Annotated in this window: 13 protein-coding genes; all 13 read right to left on the reverse strand. The window is 39.9% G+C overall.

Annotated elements, in window-relative coordinates; genetic code table 11:
- Positions 1–180: 180 nt before the first annotated feature.
- Positions 181–1,164, reverse strand: coding sequence for a hypothetical protein (locus H5183_RS02295; RefSeq protein WP_182730822.1), 984 nt, complete (start codon positions 1,162–1,164; stop codon positions 181–183).
- A gap of 112 nt (positions 1,165–1,276) precedes the next feature.
- Entirely contained in the window at positions 1,277–2,200 is a 924-nt protein-coding gene (locus tag H5183_RS02300; protein WP_182730823.1) for a hypothetical protein, read from the reverse strand.
- A 4-nt stretch (positions 2,201–2,204) separates the two neighbouring features.
- Positions 2,205–2,357 (reverse strand): hypothetical protein, encoded by a 153-nt coding sequence (locus H5183_RS02305; protein ID WP_182730824.1) that lies wholly within the window; start codon positions 2,355–2,357, stop codon positions 2,205–2,207.
- Between the two features lie 336 nt (positions 2,358–2,693).
- Entirely contained in the window at positions 2,694–3,890 is a 1,197-nt protein-coding gene (locus H5183_RS02310) for a hypothetical protein (protein ID WP_182730825.1), read from the reverse strand.
- Positions 3,891–3,975: 85 nt separating this feature from the next.
- Complete coding sequence (locus H5183_RS02315) at positions 3,976–4,260, reverse strand: hypothetical protein (protein ID WP_182730826.1); 285 nt, start codon at positions 4,258–4,260, stop codon at positions 3,976–3,978.
- A 169-nt stretch (positions 4,261–4,429) separates the two neighbouring features.
- On the reverse strand, positions 4,430–5,413 hold the full coding sequence (locus H5183_RS02320; protein ID WP_182730827.1) for a hypothetical protein: 984 nt from the start codon (positions 5,411–5,413) through the stop codon (positions 4,430–4,432).
- Positions 5,414–5,421: 8 nt separating this feature from the next.
- Positions 5,422–8,616, reverse strand: a complete 3,195-nt coding sequence (locus H5183_RS02325; protein WP_182730828.1) for a hypothetical protein — start codon at positions 8,614–8,616, stop codon at positions 5,422–5,424.
- Positions 8,617–9,693 (reverse strand): DUF4150 domain-containing protein, encoded by a 1,077-nt coding sequence (locus tag H5183_RS02330; protein ID WP_182730829.1) that lies wholly within the window; start codon positions 9,691–9,693, stop codon positions 8,617–8,619. It abuts the gene before it with no gap.
- The gene (locus H5183_RS02335; RefSeq protein ID WP_182730830.1) at positions 9,693–10,598 is read right to left on the reverse strand and encodes a hypothetical protein; all 906 of its coding nucleotides are present in this window, start codon (positions 10,596–10,598) and stop codon (positions 9,693–9,695) included. Before H5183_RS02335 ends, H5183_RS02330 begins: the two co-directional genes overlap by 1 nt.
- A 1-nt stretch (position 10,599) precedes the next feature.
- Positions 10,600–11,634 carry a DUF2169 domain-containing protein gene (locus H5183_RS02340; protein WP_182730831.1) on the reverse strand — a complete coding sequence of 345 codons (1,035 nt, stop codon included), beginning with the start codon at positions 11,632–11,634 and terminating at the stop codon, positions 10,600–10,602.
- Positions 11,624–12,793, reverse strand: coding sequence for a hypothetical protein (locus H5183_RS02345; protein ID WP_145242475.1), 1,170 nt, complete (start codon positions 12,791–12,793; stop codon positions 11,624–11,626). Before H5183_RS02345 ends, H5183_RS02340 begins: the two co-directional genes overlap by 11 nt.
- A gap of 4 nt (positions 12,794–12,797) precedes the next feature.
- Positions 12,798–13,214 (reverse strand): hypothetical protein, encoded by a 417-nt coding sequence (locus H5183_RS02350; protein WP_182719402.1) that lies wholly within the window; start codon positions 13,212–13,214, stop codon positions 12,798–12,800.
- Between the two features lie 17 nt (positions 13,215–13,231).
- The gene (locus H5183_RS02355; protein ID WP_182730844.1) at positions 13,232–15,253 is read right to left on the reverse strand and encodes a type VI secretion system Vgr family protein; all 2,022 of its coding nucleotides are present in this window, start codon (positions 15,251–15,253) and stop codon (positions 13,232–13,234) included.
- Position 15,254 lies beyond the last annotated feature (1 nt).

The following is a 15,254-nucleotide window of genomic DNA, read 5'->3' on the forward strand; positions in this document are numbered from 1 at the left end:
TTTTTTTCTACCTTATGACTAAGATGAGCGTATTTAAAGTGGCTCTCTTCTTAATTTCCTTTTTACTTCCTTAGTCGTCAGTGTGCCAATAAACCTAGATGGGTGCATAACCCCTAGGCTTGAATTCCATTTTTAATTTTTATCAGAATCCTAGTTGCATGCTATACATAAAATCATCTTTTAAGGTATTCCCATAAACAACTGCAGTGCTAAGCGCTTTGCTTTGTATTTCCATGTTAGTTTTTCGATACGCTCAGGCTCACCTTTAAAATGCAGCCAAGGTTTGGTTATTTCTTCGTTCGGTGTCGCTCTGAGCCAATTAAAATGAGCAGCCTCTTTATTGAATTTTTGCCAAATTTCGACTTGTTGAGCAAGCGAAAAATCGCTCCAAAAATTATTGGGTCTGTCATTTTGCTTATCAAATTCAGCTGTGAGTTCATCAAGGTGGCGGCAGTTTTCATACTCAGGCACATCAGGCAGTGGTTGGTTGTTATCCATAAACCGCACTACTCGTTCCCAATATAAATAGCAGTTCATCGGGTTATTTGAGTTATCAGGCACTTGAACAACAATTTTAGTGGCGGGGTATTTATCCTCATCAACATGACTAATATAAGGCACAAACCCCATTACGCCCGGGCGTGTTGCCACTATATCAAGGTGGCATACAATATCAGCCCATTTAAAACAGCAATTACCCAGCTCATCACGCTCTTCACAACCGGGTATCTTATAGGTAAAGCCGACTAACTGTTTTTTTCTGTCAAAATATATTTGCTTTTTAGGGATGTAACTATCTGTTATTGGTAATAAATTAAGAAAAAACAGGTTCCAAGAAAAAGTAAGTGCGGGCACCCACCAATGATAAGGTTCATCCGAATATGTCATTACAATGCAAGATAGTAATAGTAACAAACTTAAAACAAAGCCGATTATGATTGGGCCAAATAATATAACTCTAATTGGGCTATTCCCACACATTTCTACTTTATATCGCTCTGGGTGTTTTTGAATTACTTTTTGCTTTTTTGTCGGTAAATCATACAAATAGCATAAGCCTTTAAATTTTTTCTTGAGGCTATTTAATCTTTCTGGGTAAAAAAAGCGATTAAATCGCGTTTTTTTACCCATGATATCAACGGCTAGGTAGTCATTATTTTGCATTTAATATCCTTATTGTTTAATCAACCTTGGCACTTTAAAGTGCCTCGTTTGAATTCCTTTTCTGATTGTTAAAGAGCGTTTGGCCTGTAAATCTATTTTTAAATAACTTTAATCACAAAAGTAAAATATTGAGCTCGTACGCACGTTTTATGTTTTTCTCTAGCAATACTGGGTCATCACTAAAGGGAGCAATAACATAATTAACCTCATCCCTCGGGTATTCTTTTTCGCCATCAATATCCGTATGAAAGACATATTTATAGTTATTTTTTATCTCGGGATCCAGTGGGTAATTTTCCATGTAAGGGCCAATTTTATCGCCCTTCCAAACTGTGCTATATCCTTTGTCGAGGTAATCCTGAACAGACTGCAGAAGCCCAAAGGGGATTGGTTTATTTTTATCCATAAATTCCGTTAATAATGTCCACGATTGACAAGCTCCATCGTAACTATCAGCAAACGCGACGATGTATTGGCAATCCCTTTTGCCATGTTTAGGGTACTTTTTAGGGATTAAACTTGTTACAGGCATGCCTCTTCCCAAACTAAAGCCTAACGAGCCTCGATACATCTCAACTTCTTCAAATGGGATCACAAGTTCAGGGTTGCCACCAAACGCAGGGAAATTTACATTGCCGGTTTTTCGGTCAAAGATGACGGAGGTTGCTCTGGGGATTTTTGCTTTACGGTGGTAAATAAAAGCAATTATTAATAACAAAACTTGTCCTAGGATAAACAAAGGGTGAAAAAAATGTGCACCTAAAAACTGCTCCATACTGGCAGCTTTAAATAAAGTCGTAATTTGCATAAAAATTGAAACACCAAAAAAAACTAATGCCGTAAAAACGGTAGCAGTTTGGAAGATATCCCTCATACTTGATATTAATAATACGCCATAATAACGACCATCAGTTGAATATATATCGTTTACTCCTAACAAGTTGTCATAATCGACGTCTACTTTTCGGTAGTGCTTTCCCATGTCAGTTGGTTTTTTAGGGGGCCGTAATGCTGATACTTGTTCGGTGTTTATCATATTGTTACTCAAGTCCTAATTCTTCTTTTAGCGCATAATTTAATAGTGATAAATTCACTTCTGTTGTGAGCCATTTATTTGGCTCTTCAAGTTCGCCGTTTTCATCGCGTTTTGATACAGGTAATATAAATTTATTATCCTCAAAGGCTGTGCTCACTGACGCCCCTTTACCTTTTGGATACGTTTTAACACGTAGTCTAAACGTGATTCTGGTTGTGTTGAGCGCTTAAAATATGGCGGCGCAATTATGCTGATTTATATCGAGCCGTATACCCTGCCCACTTGATAAATCAGTCACTAAAAAATTAAGATGGGTGTCATTGTTATTCCATTTCTAAAGTACGCGGATTTCAAGGTGGCTGTCTTCTTAATTTTCCATCAGGAAAAATAACAACGCCACTACTAACAGAAGCTGCAAACTAAACCTAAAGCAATTAAATGCATCACTTTAGGTTCAATTTTTTAAATTTTTAAAGAGCGATTTAGCTTTTAATTACCACACTTCCTGACGGTTAACTTGGCAATCTGTTGGGTCTAAATAGGGTTTTAACTCCTCAGGAAATCCGTGTTTTTCTGTTATATCTTTATCTATTTTGAAGTAGTGCTCTATTGATTGATATAAGTGTGTCCCAAGCGGGATTGATGTATCCATAAAGGTCATGGCTGTGGCGTATGCCAGTGAATCCCATTGACGATTTGAACCACCTACATAAAAAGTAGGCTTGGTAAAGCGATAATGTTTAGGGTATTTTAACGGCACCATAAGAGATACAAACACACGTGAACCACCGCGGGCTGAACCGACATTACGCTCATTTGCACCATAGCAAACAATGTCTTCGTAAGGTAAATAAAACGGTTTTCTAAACAAAGTATGAGGGGTTTTTACAAGCCCGGTATGGCGATTAAAATAAAAATTATCTCGGTGCGATAATATGGCGCGGTGTTTTAAAGTGAAAAAACCCAAACCAAAGAGCGTCACATAGATTGAAGCCATCACCCAGAAATATTCAAACCCGTTCATAAAAATCGCAAAAATATGAAATAAGAAAGTCAATAAAGCCAGGCTCGTACAACCAAAGCCAAGAATAGTAAATAAGTTTGACCATCCTCCAAACCATGAAATAGCAAGTTGTTGCCCATCTCCGCGAACCCAGTGCCCCTCAAGCGTTGAGCCACTATTAGGCGACTTAAGCTCTGCTGCATATTCATCAGTGAAACGCTTACTTTTAAATGTGCGGGTTTTAAACCCGCAGCCATTGAGTGCTTCGGCTTTTCTTAGTCGCGTCTCATAACTGTCTTTATGCAAATAATCTCTAGACAGTTGCTCTCTGTAGGTTTGTCTATCATCAAAGTATTTGCTTCTGTTTTCGGCTCTCCTTTTATTTTCTGCAGCTTTTTCGGGGTTATTTTTTCTAAACTCTTCTAATCGCACCACTGCTTCTTCATCTAACGCCAGTTGTTTGATGGTTTTATCTTTTGATCTGGTAGGGTCTCGATTTGGGTTTTCAGCGCACCACTGGTTAATCGCGTTAACACGGTTTTCTCTTTTTATTTTTTCCCGTTCTTCATGAGTTAAACCGTCTTTTTGTTCAGCAAAATAGCGCTCAAGATCCTCATCACTAATAAGGTTATCAATTAAGTCATCAAGTTCGCTTGATTTCTCTGAGCTTTTATCATTACTACTCATTGTTACTCCTTTATTTGCTGTACTTCATTATGTATTGTTTTTACAACTCAACTTATTAAAACTTGGCTTTTTTATAATTTACCCTTTATAAATGAATGATGGCTTGGCTAATGACTTGGCCAATGAGGTGGCTATACTTGCGCTCATCGCCCCAAGAAAAGAACCCTGGCTTTTCACCTGCTTTGTAATATTCGATTGGTAAGCCATAAATACTATTAAACCCTTGAATTGTTGGTTGACCTTTACCACTGGGGTACACCGTGGCTTCTAGTTTGAGTTCTATCTGGTCGCCTGGCTGCAAACCAAATTCAGTCAAAAATGCATTGTAATTTATTTCTGCTTGCCACCCTGTTCGTGCAGGCTGAAGCATCCATATCGCATCTACTAATATGGGGGAATTGGGGGGGTTGTTTAAATACTCTATGCTTTGTGTAACGTGACATTTGAAGTTGTATCATTTCTGCATATTTTTTGCATCTTCGACGTCATTGGAAATAAGCTAGACACCCATTTTAACTCCTATTCTAATTATAAGATGTTCAAGGTATTCCCATAAACAACTGCAATGCTAAGCGCTTTGCTTTGTATTTCCATGTTAGTTTTTCGATACGCTCAGGCTCACCTTTAAAATGCAGCCAAGGTTTGGTTATTTCTTCGTTAGGCTTTCCCTTCAGCCAATCAAAGTCATAAGCTTCTTCTTTTAATTTTCGCCAAATTTCTTGTTGTTGCGAAAATGAAAAGTCGAGCCAAAAACCTACAGGTCTATTATTTTGAATATCAAACTCAGCTGTCCGTGGGTCTAAATGCCGGTGTTCTTCATATTCAGGTACATCAGGTAAAGGTTTAGTTAAATCCATGAAACGTACATTACTTTCCCAATACAAGTAACAATATGCTGGTGTTTCTCCATTATCCGCCACCGTACCTAGCATTTTAGTCTTTGGATACTTTTCTAAATCAATATGGCTAATACTCGGGAAGTAGCTTACAACTCCCGGACGCGTAGATGCAATATCAAGTCGACACACTATTTCATCCCAACTAAAGCAGCAATTACCTAATTCATCACGCTGTTCACAGTCTGGTATATTGAAAGTAAAACCCACTGTCTGCTTTAATCTATCAAAATATATTATTTTTTTAGATGTAAACCTAAATGTAACTGGTAATACATTCAAGAAAAATAAATTCCAACTAAATGTAAGTAACGGTACCCACCATTGATAAGGTTCGTCCGAGTAGGTAGCAACAACACAAGAAATGACAAATAGCAAACTTAAAGTAAACCCAATTGCCATTGGTCCAAAGAAGAGCGTTTTTATAGGATCGTTGCCACACTTAAAAGACCGATATCTTTGCGGTTGGGTTTCAACTAAATGCATGTCAGTATCTATCCAGTTATACAAATAGCATAAGCCTTTGAATTTGTCCTTGAGGCTATTTAATCTCTCAGGGTAAAAAAAACAATTAAATCGCGTTTTTTTAGGCATGATATCAACGGCTAGGTAGTCATTATTTTGCATTACTTTCCTTATGCAATTGCTAATTCAAGTGAGGCATTTTCAATTGGCTTTTCAAACGCATCAAAATCTATCGGTAACGTTAAATCTTCGTTGTATATAAGTGTTGATGTTATTTCAACATCAAACACACTAATGTTCGGTGATTCAATTTCAAACTCATAGGTGGCTGCATTTAAGCTCAGGCTATTTTCATCAAATTCAGCTAAATACTCTTTAGTGCCTTCAACCCAAGTCGCTTTTTTATAAACATTCAACGTTGTTGGATGCCGCCATGAGTATTTTACATCTAAAAGCAACTCAGATTTACCCACTATGAACATTGGCAATTCAACTTTCACTGTATAATATGATGTGGATTGAAAGAAGCTAGGTTCATTAATAGTCACTTTAGGCGAAAACAATACGCTTTGGATATATTTAAAATATTGGTTTGGATCTGAGAAAGTATTGTAAATGGCCCCCTCTTCACCAGCAAATAGACCTCGCTTATTTTTGGCAAACGGACCAAACTTTGCCCATATTTCCAGCTTACTATCCGTTAACCATACTGATAATAGATAAAAGGCAATTGAACCTATAAATAACGCCCAGCCCCAAGGACCTAACGTGGCAAAGTAAATTGTGTGTATCCCTAATCCTATACTGAAGCCGGCGGCTGCAAACATAGCAACACCTGCATCTGTATCAGTTTTACTTATCAATTGTATTCCGTCGTATAATTGTATTAACCCCATTAAAGAACCCATTGCACCAGAAAAGCTTCTCAAAATACTTAATTCAGCTGCAAACCCTAATAAACGTGTATTGTTAGTCCCTGTTATAATTTTTTTTATATTTGTCTGTTTACCATAGGTTTCCCAAACAGTACCAACTGCAGCTAAAGTTCCCCCTATTAATGCTAAATGCTTAGCTCCTTCATAAAGATCGCCTTTTTTAAACTCTTTTTCATAATCACCATAAGCAACATAACTGCTATAGCCGGTCAAAAATAGTAGAGGGATAGACACAAAACGCCCTGCTGCGAGTGTTATGCGTTTAAGCATATTTGAGTCTAAGCCACGATAATGAAACTCTTCACCAAGACTTCTCGCGGGGCTGTCGAATAATACTTTGGCGGGAATATCATTTTCAGGCAATGTTAGTACATAAGATTGACTGCCAGACATGAGAGCAGCTAGCGTTTTTTGCTCTAATACCATTTTTGCCATTTGTGTCACTAAAGCAATTGTTTGTTTAAATAACCGTTGATTACTGGCATTAATACCATTTAAGAAAAGAGGCTGCTTTAAAGCTTTTGCGACTGTAATAACTTGGTTTGTATTGGTGGAACTTATTTTACCTTTACTTTCTATTGCATCAACTATGTTTTTAAATGCATTACGTTGCTTTTTAGTTTTTAAGTCATTTAATAGCGGATGGCTTACAATATCCATGTTTAATGCAAAACGCCCCTCAGGTACTGCATTTGCTGGGTGTATTTGTAGGTTTTTAAACTGTGCAATATTGCGTGACTTGCTAAAGCCACCAATTAAGTGATGGTAATCAATTCCCTTTTCTGTCAGCTTTTTAACAAAAGTAGAAAACACTCGTTCTTGTAAGCCCAACCACTCATTTAGTCCTTTTGAGACAACATCAAGTACGCTTTTGTTTGATAAATAAGCGGGTATAAACGGCAATGCAAGCTCTTCTTTAATTTTGTCATGATCAAACTTTTTAGGATTAAAGCCTTCAACCGTATTGGCTATTAAATCCTCATCATAATCTACGTTTACTAAGTTATCGCCATAGGCGTCAGGGTGTACACAAAACTGCTTACTAAACCAGTTATCTCTAGTTTGTGTTATCTCAAGCACCAGCGCTTTATTGTCTTCAAACTGCTGATCTAAACGGTCAATCAGTTTTTTCTTTTTAGCTTTATCGCATAGCGCAGGCAAATAAGCTGATAGCGTTGTTTTGGGTAAGATAAGTGTGATTAATTGCTCACAAATAAATTCAGCAGCAAGGCCATAACTTAATACGCCAGCGGTGGTGAAATCTTTAACCAAATCTTCCCATTCTGCTGGTGGGTCAATATTAATTTGTTGACTGATCTCATGTAACGTTAACTGTTGAGCTTGGCAATCTAAATAATATAAATCATAGAGTTTTTCTCGCGCATCTAAGTAGCCTTCAACAGCATTAATTACTGTTGATGTATCAGATCCTAATAAATACTTTTCTAATTCCTGCTCAGACACTTCTCCAGCAGCTTTTCGTGTATTTCTGCTTTGTGGGTCTTCTTTTTCAAAAGGCTTATACATCGTTTTAGGTGTGCTGAGCGCCTGCTTTTGCCATAATTTATCATTAAAATACAGCTGGTGAGCGAGCATTGCTGATTTATAAAACCCGTTTGATTCAAGTTGAGTTTGGTGATTTTTTAAAACTTGAACATAATAATCTGCAGTTACTTTTTGTGCCTGTGCAATACCTAAAACATCATGTATGAAGACGTTTACTTTACCACCTAAAACATCCATATTTCTAATTGAACCCCAGTTTGGAGCGTTACTTAAATCCAATGATTGCATTCTTTTAGTGCGGTAACGGCTCGCTGTTTGAGTATCATCACACTTGCCCAGCAAGGGCTTTTTGCTAAGACGAGAATCACTTTCATACATGCCACCTAATGCGGTGATATATTCCCAAGACCATTGCACTCGAGAAAAAGCAATTTGAACATCTGGTGCCTGCGCCGCTGCGGCTGAGCCAAATAACCCTATTATTTTACGTGGTAATAAAATATCTTGATTAAATACACTAGTATGTGGCCTAAAATCCTGACTGTGATATAAGGATAAATCAACATCACTCAATTGCTTATCGGCTAACGCTGCAATCTCACGCCACAAAAAACCATTGATATAGATATAGTAATAACCGTATGCAGCATTTTCCTCAGGTAAAGGTCTGAACTTATCCATCGGGATAAATTCAGGCGCACCCGCTTTACTTTTATCTAGTGTGTAGTCTTTAAATACGAGTGGCGTTACTGTTACAAATGTTGGCTTTTGATCAGCTGCTAAGTCTTGTGACTTTAACTTTTTAGCGGCTTTACCAAAAGGAATGCATAACTCTGGGCCAGAGAAACTCTGCAAAAACAGGTTTAAGCTACAATCTTTAGCTTCATCAACAATCCTAGGGGCGTATACATATTGTGTTGTCATTTAAACTCCCTCATCAAAAACTTGATTATTATTAAATGCACCTTGAGTAACGGTGAATTTTCCTTGACCAATTAAATTATTATTTGCGTTTGTTTCTACGATAAAAGCAGCCTCTGCTGGGTCTTCACTTTGCGTATCTAAATCCCTCACTTGCACGCTCAACCCTCTTGGTGCGGGGCCGCCTGATTGCATAAGTGGTGCAGGCGGGGTGTTTTTAGAATTGGAGATCATCGGGTCACCTTGGCGTACAGCGGGTTTACCTTCAATTAATACATTAAACGAGCCCATGATAAATTCAGCTTCACCGTCGTTTTTCTTACTCGCGACGCCTTTTTTATCACCAGGGGAGTCACCTGAGCTTTGTGAAAAAGTGCTATTTATATTAGCGGCGCCATTGCCATTGACTTTTACTGAGCTGGCAACATCTGTAACGTCACTTGATTGCGCTTTATTTGCGTATGGAATTGGTACAACGCTGGTGCCAATAGTAGTTAAGCACACATCAACCGTCATCAGCTTGCCGCGGCTATCTTGGTGCACTGCGGTGCGACCATTTATCAGCACATTTTGCCCCGATACTGCTTGCACCTCGGGGGCTTCACTTTCAGTATCTTTTGTTAGCTGCTCTTGCTCTCCCTCTTCCCAGCCTAAATGCGTTGATACCAAATCTAAGAAATCTTGCGCGTTGCTAATCGGCTTATTCACATCCATATTCGATTGCGGCTCATTCCACGGTAGGACCGGTTCATTTTTTTCACTATCCCATTCTGGTGGCGGAATGATGTAATCCGGTATAAAAATACTCACCATTTCACCGAGTGTTTTTTCACGGTATTTTGGTCTGGCTATTTCGGCTAAAAAAGCGGCTTCGCCGGTGGCTTGGTCTTCAAAAATAGCAATGCCATTGGCCTTACCCAATGCGTTATTGCTTCGGGCGCTGTTATTTAGGCCGATTAATGTTGGGTTGTTGTGACGCCATGTGACCGAGCCACCCGTGCGTACATCGGCAGTCAGTGTGTCTATATCATATTGCACACTGCCTGTTTGTTTGCCTGCTGTGGCGTTAATGTAAGGCATTAGTTTTCACTCCTTGAAATTTTGACTAGCAGCTCGCTGGGCGCATTATAAATAACAAACACTTGATCAAGTGAGCGTGTGAGTGGATTGCATAAATAGCTCTGTGCCAGTGTTAATCCTGCGACTGAATTGGCGACCCCTTGATGACCTATGGTGGTTGCTAACTCTGCAAGCTCGATAAGCGGTTGGCCTTTTTTGTACAATTTTTGCGTGTAAGCAAACCATTTTTTTTGCCACTTGAGTGATTGTTCGCCCGCAAATAAATAACTGTCTTGGCTGGTGCAATTGGCCTGCGCTAATTGTGCCGTCATTTGGCCGTCATATAATTGCGCTGTAAGCTTACCCTGCGGGTGTATTAACAGTGCATACCCGCCTTCGCCATATATAACGCCCGGAGGGCCGTTTAATACTTGCACGGTGCAGCGCTTAGCTTGCTCACTCACATATTGATAGCTATTACATGAATCCACCGCAATCACTAAGGTGTCGTTGTTTAAGGTGGTTAAGTCACAGGTTGGCATTTGTGAATAGGCGGGTATTTGTTCTGCAATACACTCTTGGAGTAGTTCAGCGAGTGTTTCATCGCTTATCAGTGGCTGTTCAATTTCATCAACAGGCAGTATAAATACAATTTGGCTAATGCGGTTTGTTTGCCTTAACGTGGCTATATCAACTTGCTCAAGTAGGTGCGAGAGCATTAATAAACAGCGCGTGACTCTATCGAGTTGCGCAAGTTCGTCTATTTCAACAAAAATATACGGCGCATCTAAACTAATATCACATCGAATTAATGCTTTACTTGGTTTAGAAAAAAGCATTTTATTAGCCACTGCAGTATACAAGCTGCTTGATGTACAGCCGGCAGCATTAATATGATAAAGACTGTTAAAAGTAAGTTGTTTCATATTAATTTTCTTTACCGCTATTTTCTTCTGAGGCAACGAGTATTTGACTATTTGCGCCTACTTTTTCAAGACTAATATGACCGCGCCAAAGCAGAGAAAAACACTGGGCGTCGGAATCAATTACTAAGGTGTCGCAGCGCATGGTTAGCCGCTCGCGGGCTAGTGTATTTACCACTTCCACAATAGGTTTTTGGTACGGCAGTTCTATACGTTGTTGTTGTCCGTATTGTTGTAATGGATAAAGCCCTGTTAACTGAAACGCCCAGCCTTTGCCAAACTCGGCTGCAACTTGCTGATCAATGGGCGCTGTGTTGTATAAATCTTTTGGCTGTGTTGTTTTAAACGGGTACTCTCCCGCCATAAGTGCTGTTTCGTCTATTTCTGGTAAGCGTTCAACTCGTGGCGACCAATGGCTTGGTATGGCCGAAAAGCTTGCGACCGGTGTGCTGTGGCTAGGTTTTCTAAGTAATGAGTTAGCGTATTCAACACTGGGTAACTGCTGGCCAACCGCGTGCTTATTTTTAAGTTTAAAACCACGGCCGATTGGGTTTTCTAAGAACGTGTTGCTCTCGTTATTTAGCTCTTTGCCACCAAAAGCCTGCATATAATTGAGTGCCACTGGGGTAATAATATCTGGATCTGTAGCTACTGGCCCAAGCAACGAGCGTCGCCAATAACGCGCCCCGGTTACACGTAAACGCTTTTTAAACAAAGGTTGCGAAGGCGAATCAAGGCCCAGCTCAACCTCAATAACGCGCGCGTCTTTTCCTTTTGGCGGATAAGCAGTGCAATTACCATATACTTCAAAGCCATACTTAAAAGCCACCTGCTCGTTTACTTCACAAATCGGTGAGCTGTTAGGATCGCCTTGGTAATCATCAGCAATAACAATCTCAGGGCCGGGTTCAATGGCTGTAACGTTGCCTTGCTCATCAAACTCAAAGCTTTGTTTTACCACCACCACTTGACCTTCAGTACTGTCTTCTAACCAGCCGCTAAACGTGCTGGCTTGCCAAGGAGAAAGATTATGAAGCATGAACGTTTTCCACTTTTTCACTTAACAGTAATTGCCACTGCGATGCACTTTGCTGGACATGAAATAAACCGCATGCACTTGTTAAATCAAAATGAGGGGCAATAACACGTTGTACTAAAGAGCCTGCTAATTTAGCGAGTTTTTGTGCGCTATTGGCTTTGGTAAAACTAATGCCCATTAAAAGTTGCTCACCTGCTTGCATTGCAAACGCTTGCCTTACATGCTCGGCATCATCAAGGTTAATGCCGCTTTGCGGTTTTACTGCATTGTTATCACTGACGACTGACATTTTTTCAGCTTTGGCAAGCGGCCTATCTGTTAATGTGAGCCACGCTGCATAAGCACTTGGTTGTGTTACTGCGATGGTCATTAAATCCATCACTAATGGCAGCGCTTGTTTATAAACAAAATGACTTAATACAAACGAGCAGTGCTCTGGATTTGCTTTGCAAAATAATGCACAGGGTTCGTACCAACGCGTGTCATTAAGTAAACCCGCTAAAGCGAGTAATTGTGCTTTTTGCTGTTCATCTGCGGTTTTTGCAAACACTTTAAATAGCTTATCGCTTACATCGTCATGCCCTGCACAATAACTATTTACTAACGCAGCAAAGGCAATCTCAAAATCTTTGTGTAATACCGCTGCGAGTAATTCACTGGTTGTAAGAGGTTGTGAAAATAATAAGGTTTTAACCACGTTTTGGGGTTTTTCTTTGCCTTCAAGTACACTGGTGCGTAGCGCTTTTAAATCGTTAAGCTGCCAATGCTTTAAATTATGTTGAAGTAATTCACACTGCGCTAATTGCTCACTGCCTCTTAAGCTATGAAAGTAGGCAGTAAAGTCATCAATAGCAGTAATGAATAAATCAGCCGCTATTAAACGATATACTTCACTATGTTCGCTATTTTGCTGCGCAAGTTCACACAAAGCCTGCCATGTTAACTCGCTTACTTGGGTTAAGTTTTGCGCTGAAAAATAATCTGTTGGCGCTTCGCCTGCCAACTCACTTAGGGTATATAAATGATTGAGCATTTGCGTGTCGATCACGCTAAAACGTGCCAACGAAAACGCCCCTTGCTGCAACAACTTTTGCCGGTGCTTTAACAAGGTGGTGAGGCGCTGATTATGAAGTTTTACTTTATATACAGGTGCGAACATAGTGCTAATTAAGCCTAATTGGCCAGCCAGCCAAGGTAAGGTCTTGCTCGCTGTTTGCTGTAATATCTTGCCCTTCAAGCACGATAGTACCGTCTGCATATACCTCAACACTACCCTTGGCCGTTTGTAGGCTAACACTTTGCTGGGCTTCAATAACGATATGCCCTTGCGAATTATTAATTTGCGCGGCAGGTGCTTGATCCGCTTGCGCTAAGAGCGCCGTCACAATAAAGCCTTGTGCGCTATGTACAAGTAATACATTAGCCCCTACTTCTGCGATGCTGACATGCGCGCCTTGCGCAATAACTTGATGTTCAACATTATTAATTAATACCGCTTTTACACGGCCAAAACTGTCGACACGACTCACACACGCTAAATGTTGATCGTGATTGAATATACTTTGGATCTGAGCGCTCATAATAAACTCCTTTTCAACTAGTTATTACTAATTGCACTGCCTTTCACGGCGATATTACTGGCCGATAAAGTAATACTTGTCGCATCAATGGTTAAGTTACCACCGGCATCAATTTCAATACTCGCACCGCCTTGACTCAATTGCAGTGATCCTTGACCATCCGCTTTAATGGTAATATTTGCGCCACTACTAATTTCTATATCGCCATTGGGGGCTTGCAGTTCTAAATTGCCGTCAACCGAATATGCGCTAACATCTTGTTCACCTTGTAATTTAAGCTCTTGATCCGCTTTAAGCTCTAAGCTGCCATCGGTTGCTTCAATACGTGTGTTTGAGGTGGCTTTGAGGGTTAAATCTGCCGCCGATGTTACTGTGATATCCCCTTCGCGGGTTTGCATTTGCAAGTTATTCTCTACCCGCGTAGTAAAGTCATTGGCAACCGTAAAGGTGGCGTCGTTTTCAGCAACAAATTGCAGATTTTCTTTCGCTGATATTTTTACATCGCCATCTACAGACTTAAGCGTTGCTTGATGTGCGCCATTGGTGGCATCAAGTAATAGTTGGTTTTTATTATTTTTATTAGCAAGGCTAATTTTTTCTTCGCCTTTTTTATCATCCATTATTAAACTGTGGCCAGCTTTAGTAACGAGCTTATTCTCGGTCGGATTTTGGCTGGTAACTGGGTTAGGTGCATTTTGGTTGTATAACGCACCTAAAATAATGGGTCTGTCTAAATCGCCATTTTCGCCACAAACTAATACCTCAGTACCTTGTGTAAGCGGAAAGTGCATGCCATGACCACTGCCACCATAAGGTTGCATTAAGCGTGTTGGGCGGCTTTGTTGGCCTTCACCATCTTGATTAAATGGCAGTTTTACTACGTAATTACCATCATCATCAATTTCTTGCTCTACTAGTGCGTTAAAAGTTGCAAATACACGTCTTTCTGGAAGTAACTGTGCTTTAAACTGTTGATCCGATGGGACCAAGTACGCCTGATTTTTATAAGTTAAGCCTTTTACGTTAGCGCCATATTCCACACCTGCTTGCTGGCTACCCTTATGATCAACACGCACAACCAAATATTGGCCATTATGATCTGGATGATCATAAATAGTTAAAATCATTCCTGGTCTAAGCGCCCTGCAATCACTGTCGATAATCAATTGCTCTCGTTGACAATCAAACGCTTGCTGACGCGTTTTAGCAAGCGTATTGCCCTCGCCAGAAGTTGCATAGTTATTACCATAATGACTGTCTTCACCAAATCCTGGTTGCGAAGCGCTATTTTGCGCCGATACCTGTAAATTACCTGGTGCGCGGTAGTTATAATCGTTTAACGCAATACTTTGCGGCTGAAGTTGGGCTTGGCGACTAATTGCGAAGATTGTTTCGCTAGTACGTACTTGCCCAGATGGTGGCACATAACTTAAGTTTACTTCATCAAACAGAGCCGCAATATCTTTGCTGCTATTGCATACTTTAAAAGTGCAATCCGCGTAAGTTTGCTCAACAAAACTATAAACAAAGCCATGTTTACGCATTAAACGCGTAACAAACTCATAATCAGTTTCGTTATATTGCACTGTCATATCGAGGCTAGGGCCGCTGGCTTGCATACTAAATTTTTGCATTGGGAAGCCCGCTTTACTAAACACACTTTTAATAATGGCAGCGGGATCCATCGCCGTAAAAACACGATTGGAATGTTGATGCTTAAGTAAAGTTAAATAAGAACTCAACACTAACGTGTAATGATAACCTTGGTGACTTTTACCATGGGCTACAAAACGACTTAGTAAACCTGAGATAGTCCGATCTGTCATAGACCACACCAAACTCAAACTGGCATCTTTACCTAGCAACGTTTGCGCAGTTAAATGTTCCTGACTCAATACTTGAATATTAAATTCATAGTCTTCACATAAGCTATCATTAATTGATGTGAAGTCAGTTACCTGCACCATGCCATCAGGTAAGCCTTGTATACTTACGCTAAAATGACTGGTATTCGCTTTATGTTCACTAAAGATGTCCATG

Source organism: Pseudoalteromonas sp. SR44-8 (genome assembly GCF_014163635.1).
Lineage (GTDB): Bacteria > Pseudomonadota > Gammaproteobacteria > Enterobacterales > Alteromonadaceae > Pseudoalteromonas > Pseudoalteromonas rhizosphaerae.